At 38.8% G+C, this 24,582-nt stretch carries 18 protein-coding genes; 9 read left to right on the plus strand and 9 right to left on the minus strand.

Going from position 1 to position 24,582, the window contains the following annotated elements:
* Positions 1-114 precede the first annotated feature (114 nt).
* Together CPS_RS15260 and CPS_RS15265 are read right to left on the minus strand one after the other, a co-directional pair.
* Complete coding sequence (locus tag CPS_RS15260) at positions 115-765, minus strand: response regulator transcription factor (protein ID WP_011044181.1); 651 nt, start codon at positions 763-765, stop codon at positions 115-117.
* A 224-nt stretch (positions 766-989) separates the two neighbouring features.
* On the minus strand, positions 990-1,907 hold the full coding sequence (locus tag CPS_RS15265; protein ID WP_011044182.1) for a LysR family transcriptional regulator: 918 nt from the start codon (positions 1,905-1,907) through the stop codon (positions 990-992).
* Between the two features lie 161 nt (positions 1,908-2,068).
* Between CPS_RS15265 and CPS_RS15270 the strand changes: the two genes are divergently transcribed.
* The 4 genes from CPS_RS15270 to CPS_RS15285 all read left to right on the plus strand — a co-directional run bounded on the left by CPS_RS15270 (position 2,069) and on the right by CPS_RS15285 (position 8,178).
* Complete coding sequence (locus CPS_RS15270) at positions 2,069-3,571, plus strand: CoA-acylating methylmalonate-semialdehyde dehydrogenase (RefSeq protein ID WP_011044184.1); 1,503 nt, start codon at positions 2,069-2,071, stop codon at positions 3,569-3,571.
* 172 nt (positions 3,572-3,743) lie between these two features.
* On the plus strand, positions 3,744-4,634 hold the full coding sequence (mmsB, locus tag CPS_RS15275; protein ID WP_011044185.1) for a 3-hydroxyisobutyrate dehydrogenase: 891 nt from the start codon (positions 3,744-3,746) through the stop codon (positions 4,632-4,634).
* Between the two features lie 546 nt (positions 4,635-5,180).
* Positions 5,181-7,382: a TonB-dependent siderophore receptor gene (locus CPS_RS15280; protein WP_187148276.1), complete on the plus strand. Its 2,202-nt coding sequence runs from the start codon at positions 5,181-5,183 to the stop codon at positions 7,380-7,382.
* 124 nt (positions 7,383-7,506) lie between these two features.
* Complete coding sequence (locus tag CPS_RS15285; protein ID WP_011044187.1) at positions 7,507-8,178, plus strand: Fe2+-dependent dioxygenase; 672 nt, start codon at positions 7,507-7,509, stop codon at positions 8,176-8,178.
* Between the two features lie 161 nt (positions 8,179-8,339).
* On the opposite strand, the gene CPS_RS15290 is transcribed toward CPS_RS15285, so the two are convergent.
* The 5 genes from CPS_RS15290 to CPS_RS15310 form a co-directional block, all read right to left on the minus strand.
* The gene (locus CPS_RS15290) at positions 8,340-9,980 is read right to left on the minus strand and encodes an AMP-binding protein (protein WP_011044188.1); all 1,641 of its coding nucleotides are present in this window, start codon (positions 9,978-9,980) and stop codon (positions 8,340-8,342) included.
* Between the two features lie 268 nt (positions 9,981-10,248).
* Positions 10,249-11,664 carry a coniferyl aldehyde dehydrogenase gene (locus tag CPS_RS15295; RefSeq protein ID WP_011044189.1) on the minus strand — a complete coding sequence of 472 codons (1,416 nt, stop codon included), beginning with the start codon at positions 11,662-11,664 and terminating at the stop codon, positions 10,249-10,251.
* On the minus strand, positions 11,664-14,027 hold the full coding sequence (locus CPS_RS15300; protein ID WP_011044190.1) for an efflux RND transporter permease subunit: 2,364 nt from the start codon (positions 14,025-14,027) through the stop codon (positions 11,664-11,666). The genes CPS_RS15295 and CPS_RS15300 overlap by 1 nt, the downstream gene beginning before the upstream one ends.
* Before the next feature lie 4 nt (positions 14,028-14,031).
* Positions 14,032-15,225: a WD40/YVTN/BNR-like repeat-containing protein gene (locus CPS_RS15305; protein ID WP_011044191.1), complete on the minus strand. Its 1,194-nt coding sequence runs from the start codon at positions 15,223-15,225 to the stop codon at positions 14,032-14,034.
* A gap of 140 nt (positions 15,226-15,365) precedes the next feature.
* Positions 15,366-16,391: an AraC family transcriptional regulator gene (locus CPS_RS15310; RefSeq protein ID WP_011044192.1), complete on the minus strand. Its 1,026-nt coding sequence runs from the start codon at positions 16,389-16,391 to the stop codon at positions 15,366-15,368.
* A gap of 159 nt (positions 16,392-16,550) precedes the next feature.
* On the opposite strand from CPS_RS15310, the gene CPS_RS15315 reads away from it, so the two are divergent.
* From CPS_RS15315 to CPS_RS15335, 5 genes are all read left to right on the plus strand, one after another.
* Positions 16,551-18,413 (plus strand): DUF1302 domain-containing protein, encoded by a 1,863-nt coding sequence (locus CPS_RS15315; protein WP_011044193.1) that lies wholly within the window; start codon positions 16,551-16,553, stop codon positions 18,411-18,413.
* Between the two features lie 30 nt (positions 18,414-18,443).
* Positions 18,444-19,805 carry a DUF1329 domain-containing protein gene (locus CPS_RS15320; protein ID WP_011044194.1) on the plus strand — a complete coding sequence of 454 codons (1,362 nt, stop codon included), beginning with the start codon at positions 18,444-18,446 and terminating at the stop codon, positions 19,803-19,805.
* A gap of 108 nt (positions 19,806-19,913) precedes the next feature.
* Positions 19,914-21,533: a GMC family oxidoreductase gene (locus CPS_RS15325; RefSeq protein WP_011044195.1), complete on the plus strand. Its 1,620-nt coding sequence runs from the start codon at positions 19,914-19,916 to the stop codon at positions 21,531-21,533.
* A 15-nt stretch (positions 21,534-21,548) separates the two neighbouring features.
* Positions 21,549-21,824: a DUF1145 domain-containing protein gene (locus CPS_RS15330; RefSeq protein ID WP_011044196.1), complete on the plus strand. Its 276-nt coding sequence runs from the start codon at positions 21,549-21,551 to the stop codon at positions 21,822-21,824.
* 210 nt (positions 21,825-22,034) lie between these two features.
* Complete coding sequence (locus CPS_RS15335; RefSeq protein WP_011044197.1) at positions 22,035-23,162, plus strand: TDT family transporter; 1,128 nt, start codon at positions 22,035-22,037, stop codon at positions 23,160-23,162.
* Between the two features lie 86 nt (positions 23,163-23,248).
* On the opposite strand, the gene CPS_RS15340 is transcribed toward CPS_RS15335, so the two are convergent.
* Both CPS_RS15340 and CPS_RS15350 read right to left on the minus strand, forming a co-directional pair.
* Positions 23,249-24,052 (minus strand): phytanoyl-CoA dioxygenase family protein, encoded by an 804-nt coding sequence (locus tag CPS_RS15340; protein ID WP_011044198.1) that lies wholly within the window; start codon positions 24,050-24,052, stop codon positions 23,249-23,251.
* A 268-nt stretch (positions 24,053-24,320) separates the two neighbouring features.
* Entirely contained in the window at positions 24,321-24,563 is a 243-nt protein-coding gene (locus CPS_RS15350; RefSeq protein ID WP_011044199.1) for a hypothetical protein, read from the minus strand.
* Positions 24,564-24,582: the final 19 nt, after the last annotated feature.

Below are 24,582 nucleotides of genomic sequence, written 5' to 3' on the forward strand. Positions count from 1 at the left end.
TAAGTGCTTAATTGAATACTTGAACGAGTAATAAGCTGGCTATTGGGATTGAGCAACACAGCCTTGCTGTATAGCTCAATCAACAACAGTAGGTATTAACTTAAAGCATTGGTATCACTGACCAAAAGTGCTTTGATTTAATTGTAATTCATTTAAAGTGATCACCGCTTGAGTGCGGTTTCGTACACCCAATTTTAAAAAGATAATACTGGCATGGCTCTTAATGGTAGATTCTGATGTACCAAGCTGAGACGCTATTTGCTTGTTGAGTAACCCATCTGCAAACATTAATAGAATCTCATGCTGCTTAGGGGTTAAAGACGCAATTTTATCATCTATATTATTGACTTTTTCATTCGGGTTAAACTCACCGTCAGGTGTCCATAATGTGCCATTAAGTACTTCTTTTATGGCAACAAGCATTTGAGGTACCGGCGTCGATTTAGGAATAAAACCAGCAGCGCCAAAACTCATCGCTTTATGGATTGTTTCTTTATCTTCAAAACCAGAAATAACCACGATACCTAAGTCAGGATGTGAACGTCTAATACTAATTAAACTGTTAAAACCATGTGCCCCAGGTATATCCAGATCAAGCAAGAGTAAATCAGCTTTCTCTTCACTTTGTAAATGCAGCTCAAGCTCAGGAATATTTTGCGCATCCACAATTACCGCACTAGTGAAGTGAGATTTTAACGTGATGGTTAATGCTTGGCGAAATAGAGGATGATCGTCAGCCAATATTATTTTCATGTTATCGAACATAATTAAATTCATCCTTCAACCGACTATGATTATTATAATATCGGCTGTTTTTTATTAAATGAAAACTTTTACTATTACAAACACAATAACAAAGTCTGTATGAAGCTGCTAGGGAGATTTTAAATTTATCTTCGGTGTGTTGACAACAAAACAGCAGCATTGTCTGCAATTATTCACGTTATTTACGGGGGTATTACGCAATAAAAGATTGAATATAATTGAGGTTATTCTTTTGGATTTAATAACTCAGCATGCTCTAGTACTAATTGTTTTAAGTATTGCCAAACGGTATTTACATGTGACAATCGTTTACTCTCTGGATGAGTAACCAGCCAGAAACTTCTGCTAATAGTAATATCTTGGCTATGAAGTTTAATAAGGCTTTTATCTTGATCGGCAAGAAAACAAGGAAGAATTCCAATACCTAAACCACTTTTAATCGCAAAATATTGGCTGATAATGCTGGTGCTACTAAAATTTGCTTTTAACTCACCTGATAAATAACGGTCTAACTCTTTTATGTAGGACAGCTGGTCGGTAAATATTAGATTATCGACGTAAGTGACCCATTTATGTTCAGCTAAATTATCAAGGGTTATACCTTGCGGATATTGCTTTAAATTATGGTCTAAATAATCCTGATGTACGTAAAGCTGTAATTTATAATCGCAAAGTTTTGACACTATCATCGAGGTACTTTTGGGACGCTCAACTGCAATAGCGATATCGGCTTCATTTCTACTGATTTTTACATAACGTGAAAAAAGTAATAAGTGTACATCAATGCTGGGATGCTGTTGTTGCAATGTCAAAAGGTTGGGTGAAACAAAAAAATTACCTAACGCTTCGGTCACACCAATACGAACTAAGCCACAATTTTCTTCATTATTATTGTGAATACTGGAAAGTGCATGTTGTGCATCCTGCTCCATTTTACAGGCTGATGTAAGTAACATTTCGCCATCAGGCGTTAATACATGACCGTCTTGCGTTCGGTCAAATAGTTTTGTCGCTATACTTTCTTCTAACTTATGCAAACGCCTAGACACAGTGGAAGCATCCATCGTTAAGCGTTTAGCGGCTGTTGATAGTCGCTCGGCACGAGCAACCTCAAGAAATATTTTAATATCATCCCAATTCATCTACTTAGTCTACTCTTTCTAGAATGCCATTGCAAAAATGCAAAGCGTATTGCATTTATGTTTATTGTGACAACATTAAGAAAGGCCTATCTTGCTTATATCGATTTAAATAATTTTAATGTTTTTAATGTTTTTAATGTTTTTAATAAATAGAGGTTGCTATGAGTATTACTGAAGTTCCACTAATCATTAATGGTGAAAAAGTTCGTTCACAAACTACAGAGTGGTTAGATGTTTTAAACCCTGCGACTCAAGAAGTTGTTGCTCGTGTCCCTATTGCAACTGCAGAAGAAATTGAATTAGCCGTTCAAAGTGCACAAACTGCATTCAAAACTTGGTCTAAAACGTCGTTAACTAATCGTATGCGCATTATGGTAAATTTTGCACATTTGGTTCGTGAAAATACTCAAGAGTTAGCTGAGTTAGTAACATTGGAACATGGTAAAACATTACCTGATGCTGAAGGTGAAGTTGGTCGAGCGTTAGAAGCAATTGAAAATGCTTCTTCAGTAACTCGCTTACAACTAGGCGATATGGGCAATAATGTTGCTACTGGTGTCGACACTTATACATTACATAAGCCACTTGGCGTAGGCCTAGGTATTACGGCTTTTAATTTTCCATTAATGCTAGCGGCCTTTATGTTTCCGCCAGCAATTGCTTGTGGTAATACCTTTGTTCTTAAACCATCAGAGCAAGCTCCTTCATCAACAGTACGTTTTGTAGAACTAGCTATTGAAGCGGGTTTACCTGCAGGCGTTATCAATGTTGTCCACGGCGGCCCTGATGCAGTGAATGCGTTAATTGAACATGAACACGTAAAAGCAGTATCGTTTATTGGATCTACTCATGTTGGTACGCATATATACAATCACGCGAGCAAACATGGAAAACGTGCACAATCAATGATGGGCGCTAAAAACCATATGGTTATTATGCCTGATGCAAATAAAGACAGAGCTATCAATGATTTACTTGGTTCAGCTTTTGGTGCTGCCGGTCAACGTTGTATGGCTAACCCTGTCACTATTTTAGTTGGCAAGTCTCGAGATTGGTTACCTGAAATAGTAGAACGTGCAAAATTAATGAAAGTAGGTCCTGGCTCTCAGCGTGATGCTGACTTAGGCCCTGTTGTATCGCCTCAAGCTAAAAAACGTATTATCAGCTTACTTGATAGTGGTGTTGAGCAAGGCGCTACCATGTTAATTGATGGCAGAAACTGTCAGGTTGAAGGTTATCCAAATGGTAATTTTGTTGGCCCAACATTATTCACCAATGTTACTACTGACATGGATATTTATACTCAAGAAATCTTTGGCCCAGCATTATGTGTTTTAGAAGCTGAAACATTAGAAGAAGCCATCGCAATTATCAATGCTAACCCTAATGGTAATGGTACCTCTATTTTCACCTCTTCAGGTTGGAATGCGCGTTTATTTGAAAATGAAATTGATGTTGGCCAAGTCGGTATTAACGTTCCTATTCCGGTTCCAGTTGCCTTCTTTAGCTTTACTGGATCAAGAGCTTCAAAATTGGGTGACTTAGGTCCAAACGGTAAACAAACAGTTAGCTTTTGGACACAAACTAAGTCAGTAACGGCACGTTGGTTTGAACCAGATCATGAAGATGGATTGAATGTTCACACCACTATTAGCATGAAATAAAGCACCAACTATTTTTCGATAAGAAGTTCTCGACGCCTCTTTTTCAATGAGAGGTTATCGTCGAGAATTTATCATTGAGAGGTTAATAGTTGAGGATATTTTAATACAACAGTAGTGTATCGTCTTAGCACTGCCGTTTAAAATAATTAAGTACAAACAACAGGAGAACGTCATGGCGAATATTGCTTTTATAGGTTTAGGAAATATGGGTGGCCCAATGGCCATCAACTTAGTCAAAGCCGGACATCAGGTTTGTGTTTTTGACTTATCAGAGCAAGCCGTTGCTAACGTAGTAGAGCAAGGTGCAACAACGCAACCACAAGCCAGTGATTGTGTGAAAGATGCTGAATTTATTATTTCAATGCTGCCTGCTGGCAAGCATGTTGAAGCCGTATTTCTCTCAGAAAATGGCTTGATAAATCATATCGCTAAAGGCGCTTTAGTTATTGACTCTTCTACCATTGACTCTGCTACTTCAATCAAAGTTGGTACTGTTTTGTTAGAACAAGGTATCAATTTTATTGATGCTCCTGTTTCTGGTGGCGTAGGTGGTGCAACTGCCGGTACATTAAGCTTTATGGTTGGTGGCAGTGAAGCTGATTTTAACCAAGCTAAACCCGTTTTAGATACCATGGGTAAAAATGTTTTTCATGCCGGTAATCATGGCGCTGGTCAGGTGGCTAAAGCCTGTAACAACATGCTGTTATCAGTATTAATGTTAGCGACCTCTGAAGCTTTACAACTAGGTATCAGCAATGGTTTAGATGCTTCCGTATTGTCAAATATTATGAGTAGTAGTTCAGGCAGTAACTGGACTCTTGATGTCTATAACCCCTGCCCTGGTGTAATGGAAAATGTCCCATCATCTAATGATTATCAGGGTGGCTTTATGGTTGACTTGATGGCTAAAGATTTAGGCTTGGCGATGGATACAGCGGTAAAAAGTCACTCATCAACACCAATGGGTGCATTAGCGCGTAGTTTATACGCTATGCATGCTGCCAATGGTAATGGTGCAAAAGATTTCTCAAGTGCTTTTAATCTTTTCAATCAAGCAAAGTAAGTTATTTTCTTCTTTTAGAAATTACTGTAGCTACGATTAAGAACGATCCAAAGAAAAGGCCGATACATTATGTATCGGCCTTTTGATTTCATCAAAAGATAGTATTTTACTCAAGCAGTAAATCATTACTTGAATCAAATATAATAGCGTCTGCACTAGTCAGAATCGCCCCTCTCTACCCATTTACTTCCAAGTTGTTTTCAAGTTATTTTCAAGTTATTTCTAGCAAGTAAGACTTCCGCTTATCGGTTCAATTTAGCTAAATAAAAGAAGTTACATTGCAATATCCACGGTGAATTTTGCAAGTCTACATGACTCAATTCGATACATTTTTCAAAAATAACAACACTAATACCACTTCATTCAATAATCCTAACTCCTTACCCACTAACAATTAATCTAATTTAGCCCCCCAAATAGGACTGCTAATCCTCCCCATTTTGTTCAGAAAACAAATTAAACAATTAACACTTGTAAATGATAATGATTACCATTAGGATCTGCGTTCTTTTTAACGTTACATCTTTAAACATAATGAATAATAAAATGACAAAAAACAAAATATTAAACATGAAAAAAGTGTCTTTAGGAACAGTACTTATCTCTTCGCTTGTTAATCAAGTTTCAGCACAAGAGGTACCTGATATTGGTTATGAGTCGGACACAATAGAACATATTGCAGTTTCTGGCAGACCGATGAGTGATATTGAAAAACCTTCTACCGCAGCAACCAAAATGGATGTATCTATCAAAGATACTGGCCGTTCTATGATGGAACTTGATGCTGATGATTTAAAAATGCGTGCCCTACAAGATGTCAGAGAGGCGTTCAATTATGTTGCTGGTTTTAGAGCCAATGGCCCTGCGGATCGTACTTACATTGCACGTGGTTTTTCAACCAGTATAGACAATGTAATGGTCGACGGTTTACGTTCATTACAAGGTGGCGAAGGTGGTACAGGCTCTAAGTTACCAAGTACTTTTAATGCAGAAAACACGACATTCCTTCGTGGCCCTGAAGCAATTCTTTATGGCGCGGGTGTTGCGGGTGGTTTGATTAATATTACCAGTAAAAAGCCTCAAACGACGGCTAAAACATCCATTGGGCTTAATAACCGAAGTTATGCCTCAAGCGATACCGGTAATTTCAAGCGCAATGACACCAGCTTTAACCTAGATAGTACCGGCCCAATAACCGATGAAAGTGTGCTATATCGGGTGTTAGCACAATACACCCCATCAGGTGACCACTTTCAAGATGGTCGCGAAATTGAAGAACTGCTACTTGATGCTGCATTAAGCTTCGAACTAGGTGAAAACACCACTATATTACCCCGCTTTGAAAGAACCGATCGTAAACGAACGGGTGGTAGCGGTTATGCCGATGGTGTATTCGAGTCCACCTTTGCATCAGGTGAAGTGACAACTTATGGCAAACCTATTAATCGTGGTAAGTACTACGGTAGTCCAATAGATGTTGGTGAAAATGAATCAACAAGCGCCAGTGTACTGATCAAACATCAAATAGCTGAAGATTGGAAACTTGCTGCGAACTTCCGTCATAATGAAACTACTTCCAATGCCTTAGATTTGTACATTTCTGATTCATCAGCATTAGAAAATGAAGTAGGTAAGGATCTCGTTAATCGCAAATGGGTATACTCTGCGGGTGATGATAGCTATAACTTATTTGATATTAACTTTGAAGGTAAAGTGGAAACCGGTAGCATTAAACATCATTTACTTGCTGGTTATAACTATCGAGATATGGACATTAAATTTGCGCGTAGTTTTCAAGATAGCGCAGATGCGGTTGGCAAGAATCCAATTTCAGCCTCAAACCCAGATCAACAAGTCACGGGTCCTATTCCTGATGGTCTTGTCGATAGTCCTGCCAAACCACGCACTCAAACCGATACTAATATTTACTTAAAAGATCGTATCAGTATAGGTAACACTACCATAGCCGCTGGCCTTGCTTATGTTAAACAAGATCAAGAAGAGTTAAGCAGTGGTGAAACAATCGCTTCCAGCTTTGACGATACACTTTGGGACTTAGGCGTTGTACAAAAAATTAACCGTGATATTAATGTCTTTGCTACCTATAGCCGAGCATATGAACCGGTTAAAGGTCGTTATATTATCGAGTATGGTAATGGTAAAACAGACTATAAACCTGTTGAAGGCAATAACTATGAGTTAGGAATAAAGGGTGATTTACTTAATAACAATTTAACTGCTGCCGTTACATTATTTGCACTAGATCGTAGTAACAGCACTAAATTTAATCGAGGTGATGACGGTTGGGAATTATTGCAACTTGATGGTAAAAGTTTTGAATCAAAAGGTGTTGAAGTTGATGCAGCAATGTACTTTTCGCCAAAGTTTAACAGTAGTTTAAGTTATGCCTATACTGACGCACATGACACTGTCGGTGACGATAAAGGTGTTCAATCGAATAATACCCCTAAACATGCGGTATCACTGTGGAACAACTATACCTTTGATAAAAACATCAGTTTTGCTTTAGGATTACGTTATGAATCTGAACGTAATGATGGAGATTATAAAATAAAAAGTTATTTTGAAGCCGATGTCGGTGCCTATTACAAAACAGACGATTGGGATGCAGCATTGGTCGTTAATAATGTGCTTGATAAAAATCGAGTTGAAGCCGGCGCTAACTGGGTTACAGTACAACCTAATACACCTAGAGCGGTTAATTTGTCACTAAACTATCACTTCTAGAAAGCACTTCTATAAGGGCTTTCTAGAGAGCATATGCTAATCAATAACTTTACATTTAACTAGGCAAACACTCGTCCTTAATCTGTCAGTGAATAAGCAGGTTAAGGACGCGTTTACAAAAATCATGATCACAAAACTACCTCAAGTGCTTTCGCCAATACAAGTGGCTTCTATTATTCAATTAATTGAACATGGCAGCTTTAATAGTGGTAAAGATACTGCTGGCTGGCACGCAAAAGCAGTAAAGAACAATCTGCAATGGCAAGGAGAAACTGAATTAAATGAACAAATACAAACAGGCATACAAGGAGCATTAACACAGCATCCACAATTTACCGGCGCTGCTTATGCAAAGTCGATGATGCCCTTTATTATTAGCGAATCAACCTTAGGTGGCGGCTACGGCGATCATATTGATGATGCGCTCATGGTAAACGAGACAGTGTTACGAACAGACATTTCTTGCACGCTCTTTTTAACTCCTCCTCAAGATTACGAAGGCGGTGAACTAGTGATGAACTTATCAGGAATGGAAATGGCATTTAAATTAAACGCCGGTGACGCCATCATTTATCCAAGCACTACCTTACATCGCGTTAATCCGGTGACTTCTGGTTCAAGAAAAGTAGCTTTAACCTGGATTGAAAGTCATATCCCTCAAGCTTCACAGCGTGAAATTTTATTTGATTTAGACTGTGCCCGCAAAGATATTATGGAGCATCATGGTAAAACCGATGCCTTTGATCGTATCACCAAAACACATGCTAACTTATTACGCCAATGGGCGATGACATAGTAACTTTTGACAGGGTAAACTACATCTAGCTTATAAGTCTTATTTAACTAACTTATGAACTGAATCGGGTATTAAATGAATATTTCACTTAATACCCGATAAGACATTCAACTGCTGGTTTATCGTTAAATTCAGATTAAATAAAGGTTAAAGAGTGAAGATTACCTTAACTCTCTGCGCAATAATTTACCTACACTCGATTTAGGAATCTCATCAATAAAGACCACATGTTTAGGTGCTTTATAAGCCGTTAAACCTTGGCGACAAAAGCTGATGACATCTTTCTCTGTAATTTTAGCATCTTCAGAGTCTTTATCAGTAACAACAAAAAGCTTAACCGCTTCACCTGTTTTCTCATCATCAACGCCGATACAAGCAGATTCTAATATACCTGGCATTTTGGCCACTTCAGCTTCAATTTCATTTGGGTAAACATTGAAACCCGAAACATTAATCATATCTTTTATGCGATCGACAATATGGAAAAATCCATGTTCGTCTAACATGGCAACATCACCTGTTTTGAAATACCCATCAGGGGTCATACATTCAGTGGTTGCTGCAACATTATTCCAATAACCCGACATCACTTGCGGGCCTTTGGCACATAATTCACCTGACTGGCCTTGTTCAACACTATTACCCATCACATCACGAATGGAAATATCAGTGTTAGGCACGGGTACACCGATACCAGGAACATCATCAGTATGATCTACACTACCAAAATTTAACGTTAAAATAGGTGAAGTTTCTGATAAACCATAACCTTCTTGCAGTTTAACCCCGGTAACTTGTCGCCATTTATCAGCCACTGCTTGCTGAACGGCTGCGCCGCCGCCAATACAAAGTTTCAATGAGGAGAAATCAACGTTTTCAAAGCCTGGCGTATGTAATAAGCCGTTATATAAGGTGTTAACGCCGGTAAACATAGTCGCTGGGGTATTTTTCCACACCTCAACAAAGCTCGGCATATCACGTGGATTGGTGACTAAAACATTTTTAGCGCCAAAGCTAAAATAACTAAGGGTATTCGCCATCAAAGCAAAGATGTGGTACATCGGGATAGCGGTGATAACAATGTCATTGCCGTAATCAATATGCGCTTTAGCAAATTCTTTATATTGCAATATATTAGCGATTAAATTGCCATGACTCAGCATAGCCCCTTTAGATAAACCTGTGGTACCACCGGTATATTGCAAAAACAGTAAGTCATCTTGGCATAATGCTGGCTCATTCAAACCCAGAGTTTTACCCTGCGCTAGCGCATCAGTAAAACTGATGGTATTAGTTAAACGTTCGTCTACCCCTGCACAAGGTAAACCTTTATTAACTAAGTCATCTAAATCGACAGTGATAATATTCTTAATACCCGTATTATCTAAAATCTCGGCTAACATTTGGGTTGACGGAGAGAAAATTATAATCGTATCAACTTGCGCATCATTAAGTTGGTGTTCTAGCTCTCTTGGCGTGTACATAGGGTTAACATTAACTTGTACACCACCAACACGAATGATGCCCCACATGGCTATCGGAAAACATAAGGTATTAGGACACATTAGTGCCACACGATCATTTTTGACGACGCTCAATTTATTTTGTAAATAAGCGGCAAAATCGCGTGATAATTCATCTACTTGTTCAAAAGTAAGTTCCGCACCAAAATTACTGTAAGCAGTGTTCTTCTGATACTTTGCTGAGGTTTGTTGCAGTAAATCGGTTAAAGAAGAATAACGGCTTAAGTCGACAGTATGTGCCACGTTTTCAGGATAATTGGTAAACCAAGATTTAGTCATGTGCTTTCCTTAAGTAACTAGCTTTGTTTAGAATATAGTAGAACAAGCATCAAAACAAAACAGTAATAATACCAACCAGACTAACTAAATGATCTTTTAAAATGGTCTAAATATCCAATAACATCGTTGCTTTCAATCCCAATAGCCAGCTATTGCTCAATCAAGCGCCTTGCTCATGAAAATTTATCTTCATTAAAATTTGACCCCTTAATTAATCTCATTGGTATAAATAGTATAAATTGTTGTCGTTATTTTTATTGTTAAGTGACTAACGAATAAATAACTTATAGACAAGTTGATGAATTTCTTTGCCAAACGGTGGGAACAATAAGGACCCCAAACTGATTCGTCCTCGTGAAAGTACCGCTTTACTATGCGAGAAGGTTTTGAAACCTTCACTGCCATGATATTGCCCCATGCCTGATGCACCAATACCACCAAAAGGTAAATCGTCATTAATAACATGAAACGCAGCATCGTTAATACAAACGCCACCAGCATGGGTATTGAGTAAAACTTTCTGCTGAAATGCTTTATTAAAACTACAAATATATAGGGCAAGCGGTCGAGGTTTACTGTTGATATAAGCAATTGTTTCATCAATTTTTTTATAACCAATTATTGGCATTAACGGACCAAAAATCTCTTGCTGCATCACACTCATATCGTCAGTAACATTGGTTAGTATTGTTAACGGCATTTTTCTGGATGAGCCGTTACTACTGTCTGGGATTAACGGAATGATATTGGCACCTTTCGCTTTGGCATCCGTTAACAAACTATCAATTCGCGCTTTCTGTGCATCGTTAATTATGCAGGTGCAATCAACATTATCCTGAGTATTGGGGTACATAGTTTGATAAGCACCTTTAAACGCTTGTGTTAGCTCAGCTACCTTATTCTCTGGACAAAAGAGGTAATCTGGCGCGACACACGTCTGCCCTGAGTTAAGAGTTTTCCCTAAAATCAATCGACTCACCGCGGTTTTTATATCAATGTCATCATCAATAATCGTCGGAGATTTACCGCCCAACTCTAACGTGACTGGCACTAAATTTTCAGCGGCGGCTTTCATCACCAATTTGCCGACACCCGTTGAGCCAGTAAAGAATAAGTGGTCAAAAGCAATACTTGAAAAGGCTGCAGCCATATCTGCTTCCCCGCATACAATCGCGACTTTTTTGTGTGGGAAATTATTAGCCACTAATTCAGCCAATAGGATATTAGTGTTAGGCGTATATTCGCTCATTTTTATCATAGCGGTATTACCCGCAGCTAAAGCGGTGGTCAATGGCCCAAAAGCAAGAAAAACAGGGTAATTCCATGGCGCGATAATGCCAACCACACCTTTGGGTTGAAAAATAACTTCACCTTTTGCTGGTTGAAATAATATGCCGATATGTTTTTTTTCTGGCTTCATCCAACCTTTTAATTTCTTTATCGCATAGTTAATGCCCATCACAGTACTAAGGATATCGCCTAGCTTGGTATCATCAGCACTTCGGTGACCAAAATCTTGGCTCATCGCATCAATAAAGGCTTGCTGATTATCAATAAGAATTGCCTTCAATTTTGTTAAGTCACTAAGTCGATCTTGGTAACTTGGGTAAGTATTGTTAGCAAAGTGCTGTTTTTGTTGTAAAAAAGTGTCTGTCAATGCTTTTTGTGAGGTAATTTCAATCATTATTTTTTTGTCCTATGAGAGCCAATATTAAGTAACCAAGCAATAGCTGGGATAAGAGTAAGCGCACCCAACATGTTAAAAATAAACATAAAAGTGAGTAATATGCCCATGTCCGCTTGAAATTTTATCGGTGAAAATACCCAGGTGGCGACACCAATAGCTAAGGTTATGCCCGTGAAAGCAACGGCTTTACCGGTTTGATTTAACGCGTAGCGATAGGTCATGTACAAGGACTTTCCTTGCCCCAGAGCTTCTTTAACTTTACTGAAAATATAAATACCGTAATCAACCCCAATACCTACCCCTAAGGCAATAACCGGTAAGGTCGCTACTTTGACGCCAATGCCTAGTATGCCCATTAAACCTTGACTCATAATGCTGGTTAAAATTAACGGCGTGATAATACATATAACGATGCGGCCACTTCTAAAGGTGATTAAACAAATAATAATAACGATAGAGTAAACCCAAAGTAACATTTCGGTTTCTGCTTCTTCTATCACCATATTGGTCGCTGATTCTATGCCTGCATTACCTGCAGCCATCAAAAATTCAATACCTTCAATTTGGTTTTCAGCATTAAATTTTTCCACTGCCTTTACCACGTTATCAAGGGTTTGCGCTTTATGATCATTGAGAAAAACGAGCACTGGCACCATAGAACAGTCTTTATTCATCAAACCTTGTGGTGTTTTAGACAAAGAAGCATTAGTCATTAATTGGTTACGGTTTAGTCCATACCACTTTAACGAACCTTCATTCATGCCAAATAGACCAAACTTTGAAACATCAGCCACTGATTTAACCGCTTGAACGCCAGCAACGTTGCGTAGTTGCCATTGGAATTGATCGACCCAAACCAAGGTTTGATATTGCGCACACTGTTCAACATCCGTTTTGACCATGATGACAAATAAGTCAGTACTGGTACTGTAATTATCAACGATATAGGCGTTATCTAAGTTATAACGAGAGTCAGGTCTTAGCTCTGGCGCACCAGCATCTAAGTCACCAATTTTCATCGATTGTGAAAAATACAAACCAAGAATTAAACAGCATATGCCAACAGCTAACGCTATTTTTGCCAGTGGTGGTTTAGCGAAGTTTTTAAACAAACTTTCTACAATGCCTGTTTTGTGGGCCGACTGTCGTGCGTATTTTAGGCCTGCAGGAGAAACGCCGATATAGCTCATTAAAATGGGTAAGGCGATTAAATTAGTCACAATAATAATGGCAACACCAATACTGGCAGCGATGGCTAATTCTCGAATGACCGCGATATCTATGATCATCAAGGTAGTAAAGCCGATAGCATCACTGACTAATGCTGTTATACCCGCAATATACAATGAACGGAAAGCCAGCTTGGCCGAATCAATATTACTTGCGCCAGTAACACTATGGTGAATGATGGAATTAATAATCTGTACGCCATGACTGACGCCAATAGCAAAGACTAAAAAGGGTACCAACATAGAATAAGGGTTAATGCCAAAACCTAGTAAGTTTAGAATACCTAATTGACAAAACACGGCAAAAATTGAAAACACTAAGACGGATATTGTGCTGCGTAAGCAGCGAGAATACAGCCAAAGTAAAACAAAGGTAATTAGAACGGCTAAGCCAAAAAAAGCAACAACTTGTAAAGCGCCGTCAATTAAATCACCAACAACTTTTGCAAAGCCAACTATACGTATAGTGACGTTTTTACTGCTATATTTATCCCTAATTTTCTCTTCTAATACGGTCGATAATGCTCGGTAGTCGAGCGGTAAACCTGTTTCAGGGTTGATGTCTTGCAGTGGCGCGATAATAATAGCGGATTGAAAGTTGTTAGCGACCAGTACGCCAATTTGTCCTGACTTAAATACATTTGCTTTAACCCGTTCAATCATTTCTGCTGAGCCATCGTAGCCGTCAGGAATAACAGCGCCACCAACAAAACCTTCTTCAGTGACTTCTTGCCAGCGAACATTGGGTGTCCATAATGATTTTAAACCATCACGATTTATGCCAGAGATAAAAAAAACTTCATCGGTGACTTCTTTTAACGTTTGTTGAAAATCAGCATTGAAAATATCACTATCTTTATTATCGTCATTGGTATTTTCCACCACAATACGTATAACGTTACCTAAATCAGCAAGTTCTTTTTTGTAGGTTAGAAAGTTTGTCACATAGGTGTGAGAACCCGGGATCATTTTAGTGAAGCTAGCTTCAGGTTTAACCTTAACGGCTTGAATAGTTAACAAAGCGATACAGGTAACTATTATGGTCATCATCAAGGCGCGATGTTTAAAAACGAAGTTTTCTATTATTTGTTCTAATGCACTTGGTGAGTGTGAATTTTTTTTAGTCGACATAAGTTTATTCCTCTGCCTCAATCGGCCATTGTGAAATACCGAATTGGCCAGCAAGAATTAACGAATTGTCTTTAACTAACACACTCGACAATGCCGCGCCTGAAGGATGCTTTTTAATCGTCAATGTTGATAAGTTTTCAGGATAAAAACTAACAATAACGCCACCATGACCAACCAAGTACACCTTGCCTTGCTTAGAGAAATTTCCGCCGAGCAAACTAGTGCTACGTGGTAATTTTATATGCTGCCAATTCCCTCCTCCATCAAGGGAAACCATGATGTTTCCTTGTAAACCAAACGCGACCAATTGGGTTTTATTTTTAGTTGAATTGATATCATCAGTGGAAATAGTATGAGTTTTGACTGTGTTGGCGAGAATGCCGAATAAACTGCCCGAATAAGGTAATGTCATGACCGACCATGTTTGGCCAACATCAGTAGAATGAAAGCCCATACCGTTTTCACCCACAATATAGAGCTGGTCATCTGCTGTAGCTATAACCGTATTAAGGTGAAATCTATCGGGGTTATCAAGGTGATTACTCACTAACTGCCACGTCTCACCTTTGTCTTTACTGCTGAGTAAAATACCGTAGGCACCGCTAGCAAATAAGGTATCATTCGACGTGCTAGTAACTGATAACAGTGGTTTATTTGGTCCGGATTTTAATTCTAATTGGTTATCTTCAATAGCAAAGGTTAAATCATCAAGTTGATAGGTTAATTCTTCTAATTCATCTTCATCCTGAGTTTGCAATATGACTTGCTCTAAAGATTGATATTGCTGTTTCAATTGCGCTATTTGGAATTGTGTTATCTCTTTCCCCGTAAATACTTTGCGCCATGTCGTGCTATTACTATCAACTTTAAGAATGACACCATCATGGCCAACCGCAACTTTGCTACCATCAGACAGTATAGTTACATCGGTTATAGCAACGCTGACAGGCGATTGTAGCTGCTGCCAGTTATCATCATTTTGCCAATTGATAATATGTCCACGTTCGCCGACCACGAGAATAGCGTCATTATTTGGCGTCATCGCCATCAGTACACTTTTAATGGCTAATGCACTGTTGGTCGCAGGTAATTCCAGTAAATCAGAAGAGCTATTTGCCTGAGCGACAGTAAAGAATGAACCAAGCAAAGTAATAAAAAATAAGCTATTCATACCACAGTCGATATAGGGTATACGCATAGAAAACCTAATAAGTAAAAAATTTATACTTATTAGTATTGATGAATAAAGTTAACTTGAGAGGTGTTAAACGTGCCAAATGATTATCTTTGCAACACAGCTAATCTTTGAGGTCGTTTTAAGTAGAACTGTTCGAAAGGTTAGGTTTTTTTGCTTTGTCGGTATTCACCAGGTGTTTGATTTGTCCAACGTTTAAAAGCACGGTTAAAGTTGCCTACGCTCGAAAAACCAACCAAATAGCCAATTTCACTCAAACTTAAATGTTGTTGCACAATGTAATCCATTGCTAATTTTTTACGGGTACTTTCTAATATTTCTTTGTAACTTGTGCCTTGCTCTTGTAGTTTTCGTTGTAAATTACGCAAACTCATTCCTAGGTCTTCAGCTATAACTATTTGTGAAGGAGCACCTAACGGCAATAAATCAAAGATTTTATTTTTGATGACATGGCTTAAATCATTTTTATCAATTCTTGCCATGAATTCATCAAGCATTTTTTCGTGACTATGCGTAATTAAAGGGTTGCCACACATTAGCTTTTCTTGTGCTTGCTCAAAATTAAAAATAATAGCGTTTTTATCGCTATTAAATTCTATGTCACAATTGAAAAACTCTTCGAGGTAAGTCACATCATGAGCAGGTTTTTGATAAGCAAAACAAATTTTTTCAGGTGAGAAATCTAAAGTAACCAACTCTCTAGCAAAACGGATAATGGTCGCTAAAAAGGTTTCGACTGTTGCAAGTGATAATACGGGACGATTAGTTCCCTCATAAGTAAAAATATTCATTTCAAAAACTAATTGGTTATTACTCTCGTAGGTAACTAATTGGCAAGTATTTGAAACTACACGTTTATAATGAGCTATTCTGTCTAGAGCATCTTGCAATGTGTTAGAAGACATCATGGCGTAACCAAGCGCATGAAACATACCGGGATGGAATTGTTCCGCAATTAAAATAGAAAAATCATGTCGTCCTAATTTCTTATTACAATACTCTATTAAGTTATAAAACTTTTCGGCAGCAATACGAGATTCTTGGTCTGTCATAACATCTTGAGAAATATTACATTCTTTAAGTGCCGTTGTAAGATCAATCTGGTGAGCTTCCATTGCCCTTGAAATCGGGATCATCCAGCCAATCAACGTTGAATAATAATCTTGCACTGCGTTTCCTATAATTGGGGACCTATCTATATTACGGGGTTTGCACGAAATGACAACAGGTTGGCACATTTAGCGAAATATTAAACTGTTCATTGTCGTAATGTAATGATGAAACGAACATTACAATAAGTATTATAACGATAATAATAGGCGAATAATATGCTAAATAATAATCACAAAATCAAACCATTAGCTCTGGTTGTCGCTATGGCGCTTAGTGCGTCATCAGCGCACGCTGTAGACTTTAATTTTGGTGAAGACGATGACATTTTATTGCAAATAAATTCTCAATTGGATATTGGTTCAAGCTGGCGACTAGGCGATGCTGACCCACGATTTATTGGTAAAACTAACGGTGGAACTGGCGCTACAAGTACCACAGATGATGGCAACTTGAACTACTCAAAACATGATGCCTACTCACAAATAATTAAAGGTGTGCATGATATTCAATTAAGCAAAGGCGATTTTGGTGCTTTTGTGCGCTTTAAATATTGGTATGACTATGCACTCAAAGAAGGTGATGTGAACCATGGTAACTCAGGTAATGGTTATGTCCCGAATACGCCATTAAGCGATGATGGATTTGAAAATAATACTAAATTTTCTGGCGCCACCTTATTAGATGCCTACGTTTATGCTTCGTTTGATTTAGCAGATACTCCAGTAGACATACGCCTAGGTAGACAAGTGGTTAGTTGGGGCGAAAGTACATTTATTCAGGGTGGCATGAATTCGTCGAACCCTTTTGATGTCGCAGCCTTAAGACGCCCTGGTGCAGATTTAAAAGAAGGTATTTTACCTGTTGGCATGCTCTACGGTAACGTCGGTCTCACTGAAAACCTAAGTGTTGAAGCTTTTTATCAATACGAGTGGGAGAAAACTCAAATTGACGGTTGTGGTACTTATTTTTCTGGGGCTGATTTTGCAGCAACTGGCTGTAATTATGTTTCTGTTGGTCCTTTAGGCGATCAAGCTGGATTGGCTGCAGGTTTTGCCGCTGAGCGAATAGCGGATGTTGAGCCTGATGACGGCGGTCAATATGGTTTAGCCGCGCGTTATTATGCTGAAGAATTAAATGATACCGAGTTTGGAATATACTACATGAATATTCATTCTCGCCTACCACTGATTAACACAGTACGTACTAATATCCCGCCGACTTATGCTGCAATTACCGGTGATGATATTGCTAACTCACCCGTTTTTGTACCAGAAGCATTGGATCCAACAGGTGGCGCTTTCGCCGCACAAAATCCAGGTTATGACATTGAATTTCCAGAAGACTTAAAGTTTTACGGCGTTAGCTTTGCTACCAATGTTGGTGGTGTAGCACTATCAGGTGAAGCCTCTTATAAACCTGATACTCCGGTACAGATCAGCGGACCAGAATTACTCAACGGTACCTTATCTGAAGCGCCATTCTTACGCTTTACCCCAAGAGTTACCGCAGTTGGTTATGGTGAAGAGGTGAAAGGTTGGGACGAGTTTGATGTAACCCAATTGCAGATGACTGCGATTCAATTTTTTGAAAACACCATGGGAGCTTCACGAGTCACAGTTATTGCCGAAGTGGGCATGATTTTAACTGATGGCGTTGAAGACTCTGATCAACATTACGGTAGAAACTCAGTCTTTGGATTGGGGGATTTTGATGCTGGTGGCGGCTTAAATTGTAGCAACCTTGTCAATGCAGGCGCGTTATCAGGCGATTGTCGCACTGATGGTTTTGTTACTGATAGTGCATGGGGTTATCGCATGCGGGCTGTTTGGCAATATTCTGATGTATTTGCCGGCGTATCGTTAAAGCCAACACTTTCTTGGGCACATGATGTTAATGGTTACTCGCCAGATCCAGCCCAACAATTTCATGAAGGGCGGAAGAATCTAGGTTTTTCTTTAGAAGCGGCCTATCAGCAAAAATATACCGTCACCGTAGGCTACAACAACTATTCAGGTGGTAGTCATAATATTTTAGAAGATAAAGACCTAGTATCGCTGTCATTTGGCCTTTCATATTAATTATAGTGCAAAAACATTAAGAGAATCATCATGAAAAAATATATTACAACTGCAAGTTTACTGATGTTATCACTGGTAAGTAGTGCTGCATTGGCAAAAGTTAGCCCACAAGAAGCTGATAAATTAGGTAAAACGCTAACTCCATTAGGTGCTGAAATGGCGGCCAATGCAGCCGGAACTATTCCAGCCTGGAGCGGAGGATTAACCAGTAAAAACTCAACTAAAAGTAAAGACTCTGGACGCCCTGAAAATCCTTTTAGCCAAGACAAACCATTATTTGAAATAACGCGCGCTAATTTTGATGATTACAAAGCGAACTTAAGTGCTGGCCAAATTGCAATGTTTGAAAAATACGCTGATTATAAAATGCCTATTTATAAAACAAGAAGAACAGCCGCCTACTCAAATGAACTTTATGATGTTGTTAAGAAAAATGCGACAACCGCTGAACTAGTACAATCGGGTAATGGTGTCGAAAATTTTGAGACAACAATCCCCTTTCCTATTGCACAAAATGGCTCTGAAGTTATTTGGAACCACATCACCCGTTTTCGTGGCGGCACAGCTAAACGTTTTACCACTACCATTCCAGTGCAATCAAATGGCTCATTTGTGCCCGTTAAAATGAATGATCAATTGGTATGGCCTGAGTTTTTAAAAGGCGGGCGTGATGCTAAAAAAGATAACAATATTTTGTTTTATTATCTTTCTCAAATTACCGCACCTGCACGTTTAACAGGTACGGCTTTATTAGTACATGAAACCATGGATCAAGTAAAAGAAGCGCGTAAAGCTTGGGTTTATAACTCTGGTCAACGTCGTGTTCGCCGTGCACCAAACGTTGCTTATGATGGACCAGGTCAAGGTACTGATGGTTTAAGAGCCTCTGACAACTATGACATGTATAACGGAGCACCTGATCGTTATAACTGGAAACTAGTCGGCAAACAAGAGCTTTATATTCCATACAACTCTTATAACTTACTTGATACCACAGCAAAATATGATGACGTAATACAAAAGGGTCATTTGAATACTGATTATTTACGCTACGAGTTACACCGTGTTTGGCAAGTTGAAGCAACCTTAAAGGAAGGCTCAAGACATATTTACGCTAAACGTACCTTCTTTATTGATGAAGATACATGGGGTGCCTCTGTTATTGATCAATACGATGGCCGTGGTCAACTATGGAAATTATCAGAAGCGCATAACATTCAATTTTATGATGTTGATACTCCGTGGATGGTTGCTGAAACCTTATATGACATAGACTCTGGACGTTACCTAGTAACAGGGTTAAGCAATGAAGAGCCAACCTTCATGATTTGGGGTGAAAAAGTAAAACGCAAAGATTTTTCTACCTCTGCTCTTAGACGTTTAGGACGTTAATCTCAACACGCATTTTCAAACAACTTGGGGATATGTTTACAGCATATCTCTAAGCCACATGCTTAAGAGTATTTTACACATAAATAGTAAAAATTTAAGGCAAGGTATATGAATAAATCGCAAGATAACAACTTTGACTACATCATAGTCGGAGCTGGCTCAGCGGGCTGTGTTTTGGCGAATAGGTTAACTGAAGACGGTAAATTTAACGTCTGCTTGTTAGAAGCTGGCAGTGATAATAACTCTATGTTAGTAAAAACGCCGGGAGCATTTTCAGCCTTCATGTTTTTGAAAAAATTCAATTGGAGTTTTGATGCTAAACCTAGAAAAGATATTCGCAATGGTGAACCCCTCTTTGTTCCCAGAGGTCGAGGTTTAGGTGGCAGTTCAGCCACCAATGCCATGCTATATATACGAGGGCAAAAACAAGATTATGATCATTGGGCAGAATTAGGTAATGAGGGTTGGTCATTCGACGATATTTTACCTTATTTTAAGAAGTCAGAAACCAATAGCCGTGGTGAAAGTGAACTGCACGGCGGCGCAGGTCCCTTGCAAGTAACAGATCGCCCAGCTTTTTATGAAATCAGTAAACGATATATTGAGGCGAGCCAACAGGCGGGTTTCAAAGTGACTGATGATTTTAATGGAAGTGATCAAGAAGGCGTAGGTTATTACCAATGCACGATAAAAGATGGCAAGCGTTGCTCTGCTGCTCATGCTTATTTGTTGCCAATACTGTCTAGACCTAACCTTACCGTATTAACTTATGCACAAGTGAGTAAGGTACTACTGAAAGACAAACAAGCTTATGGTGTTGATGTTTACGTTAAAGGCGAAAAGAGAACCTTATCAGCGAATAAAGAAGTCATCTTAAGTGGTGGTAGCATCGCTTCACCACAGCTATTAATGTTATCCGGCATTGGAGATAAGAGTGAACTGACACAACACGGTATTGATTGTGTGCATGAACTTAAAGGCGTAGGCAAAAACTTACGTGAACATGTAGATGCCTGTGTCTTAGTAAAAAGTAAAAAAACAGACGGTTTTACCCTATCGGTTTCAAGTTTACTGAAAATGGTACCTGATGGTATTAACTACATCACGGGTAACAAAGGCAAACTTGCCAACAGTATTTTAGAAGCTGGTGGTTTTATTAAGTCTACTGAGAAGGAAGACAGACCCGATATTCAGTTGCATATGCTGCCTTTGTTATATGACGATAATGGCAGAGATTTAAAACTGTTAACACAACATGGGTTTTCATGTCATGTCTGTGTACTACGCCCTGAAAGTACCGGCACTGTGTCATTAAAATCAGCTAATTATCAAGATGCACCAGAAATAGATTTCAACTTATTTTCTGATAAAGAAGGAAAAGACAAAACAGTCTTAATTGATGGCATGCGTCAGCTGCGTAAAATATTAACCGCGCCGGCATTAGCCCAACATTATAGTAATGAAATGCACCCGGGAAATGCTTTTGAAACAGATGAGCAAATTTTTGCTAAAGCCAAAGAGCGTATAGGCACAGTTTTTCATCCCGTAGGCACCTGTAAAATGGGTAATGATGGCATGGCTGTGGTTGATAATCAGCTCAAAGTACACGGTATTGATAAATTAAGAGTAATAGATGCTTCTATTATGCCAACACTTATCAGTGGCAATACCAACGCACCGACGATGGCTATCGCCGAAAAAGTTGCAGATATGATGCTGACACATTAATTAAGGAAAGAACCCATGTTTAATTTTATAATACACAGTACCAAAGCACTACTCACCGGTTTATGGATACTGGCAATATTAGGGCTGGCATCAATAAATCCGCTCCCCGTAGAATATCAATTATATCTTTTGCCCTTAGCTGGCATTGTACTTTTGGCGCACTTGCTTGAGTATTTTGCGATGAAAGCCAAAGTGAAAACTAAAAGTAATACAGAGATAAGTTTTGTACAAACCATGCTTTGGGGCTTTGGTCACTGGCTGCCTTTATTAAATAAAAGTATTGAAAAATAAGTAATCGTACTATTTGAATTACGTAACCACATTCAGGGAACTGGATGTGGTTTTTTTAATGGCATTGTTATTACTATTCATGACGCCACAACACCTGTAATCTATTACAATAATAATGAACGAAATCAACAGATTTCAAAGGAACATCTTAGTCATCAGTAAAAGTGGTTTATTCATCAATAAACGGCTTTAACAAACAAGGAGAATAACGTGACGGTGAACGTAGAAAATGTAGAGCCTGAATTAAATATCGAGATTGGCCCAAACTGGTTTGCCTCCGTAATGGGAACCGGCATTATTGCTAATGCAGCCGTTGGTTTACCTATGGTGGGTCAATATTTAGGTCAAGCCGGTCTTGTGATCTGGGTTATTGCTTCCCTCATGTTAATTGTAATGCTACTGCTAAAGGCGGTTCAAACCATTACCAACCCTCATATTATCAAACGCCAATTTAATGATCCTGTGATGGCGCAATTTTTTGGTGCACCACCAATGGCGCTGCTTACTATTGCTGGCGGAACATTATTATTTGGCCATCATTTTTTTGCACAAGATACATTGATGGTAATTGCTTGGAGTCTTTGGATAACGGGCACCATTGTAGGGATGATGACAGCCGTTATTATACCTTATCGACTTTTTACTCATCATGAAGTACGTGGAGATGCAGCCTTTGGTGGTTGGCTTATGCCAGTCGTTCCGCCTATGGTATCAGCGGCAATTGGCGCGATGTTTATTCCCCACGTTCAAGATACTTTATTACAACAAACGCTGCTCTATGCTTGTTATGCCATGTTTGGTACTAGCTTAATAGCTGCAATGATTATTCTTACCTTAATCTGGGGACGGTTAGTACACTCAGGTACGTCTGGCGGCGCACGAGTACCAACATTGTGGTTAGTGTTAGGGCCTCTGGGACAATCAATCACCGCAGCGGGCGCCTTAGGGGCAGTTGCCTTAGCAGTTGTTGAACAACCCATTGCAGGCAGTCTAAATACTATGGCTATTTTGTATGGCGTACCCGTGTGGGGCTTTGCCTTTTACTGGTCGATTTTAGCAAGCTTTCTTACCTTACGGGCTCTGCGTAGAAAGATGCCTTTTGCGCTCACTTGGTGGGCATTTACCTTCCCAGTAGGCACCTGTGTAACAGGCACTACCCAATTAGCGCTACATACTGGGTTGCCAGCATTTGAATGGGCTGCGGTTATTTTATTTGCAGGGCTACTATGTGCATGGGTTATAGCTGCATTGGGTACGATTAAAGGCATTAAGACTGGCCATATTATGAAAAACCCGGTGAGCTCTCCTGTCATCATTGCGAAGAAAGGCCCCAGATAATAACGTTTACTATCGAGCGTAATAATCTAGCACTAAAGATGGACACTCAAAGGCTTCTTAAGAATTTAGTGGGTGTTCATATTACTTCAGCAATCATTAGCTAGGGAATTAACCTTCAACTTTAAATCGATGGTATTCATAAACAATCTAGGATCATCAATTTTATCCAGCATGGAGGTTTCTGGTAAACAATCATCATCAACATAGTCAACATAATCGCCAGTTGAATCAAAAACTAACATATCCAGCGATAATCGATCTAATCCGTATAGTCCCCGGTGGATCATATCAGCCGAAAAAACTAATAAATCACCCGCAGCTAACTTAATTTTTTTTCCGGTAGAGAGGCTTTCACTACTGACTCTGCCCTTTTCTTCTTGTCGGACATCAAATTCTTCATCATTATCCCATCGTTTATGCGTTCCTGGCACCAGCTCCATACCAAGTTCATCAAATAATGGAATTCTAAAATGTACGACTTGTGTCTCAGAAATGACTCTCTTTTGATCTTCAACCTCATAATCATATTGACAATCTCTATGCCAAAAATCTTTTTGATGGGAATTAACGGGATTGAAAAATAATTGAGTATTCATAAATGCTGGATTAGCCGCCATCACAGAATCGATAATACTCATTATTTTTTTTGAACTGATAAAGTTAAATAACTGCACTCGATCGTCATATGCTAAATACTGACTTCCAGTGATTAAGGAAGAGTTGAACGCTTCCTCCCGATAAAATTCTTCATTATCTTTTTTCCAAGCTTCATGGAATTTTAATATGACTTTTCTAAGGGCTGATATTTCAGCCACATTAAAATAATCTCTAATAACAAAGTAACCTTGATCGTGATAACTGCTATATAACTGACTTCTATTTTCAACCATTTACGGCCATTGCCTCCACGTTAACGTTCTTATAAGAACAACACTTACTGAACCGTGAATTTTAATGGTAAACGTGGCGAATGACCATCAGTCACTCAAAAAAAACAGTATCGAGGGAGATTATAAAAAACTGGAAGTAATGATAAGGATAGTAACTAAAGATTATTCATTAGTATCTTTAGTTACTTGTAGTGCTGATAAACTATTTAAAAGGTGCCTGATGCAACTCAAAGTTTTCATTATTTTGATATTGTTATTATGACTAATGTTAATTAGTGATGTCATCTTTCATTTTTCGAGCGAATTCATCAGCATGCTCTTTACTATATTGACGCTCTGCTGCGGTATTACATATTTTTTTACTAATACGAGTACCGGTTACCTTAATACTTTTACATTCATAACCAGATGATTTTTGTGCTGCTGTGAGTTGACCATCTTCACTCTGCTTATCAGTATTACTACATGCAAATAGAAGAGTCGATAATGCAACTAATATAATGGTTTTCATTTAAAGTTCCCTTTATGTT

It is taken from the genome of Colwellia psychrerythraea 34H (assembly GCF_000012325.1).
Lineage (GTDB): Bacteria > Pseudomonadota > Gammaproteobacteria > Enterobacterales > Alteromonadaceae > Colwellia > Colwellia psychrerythraea_A.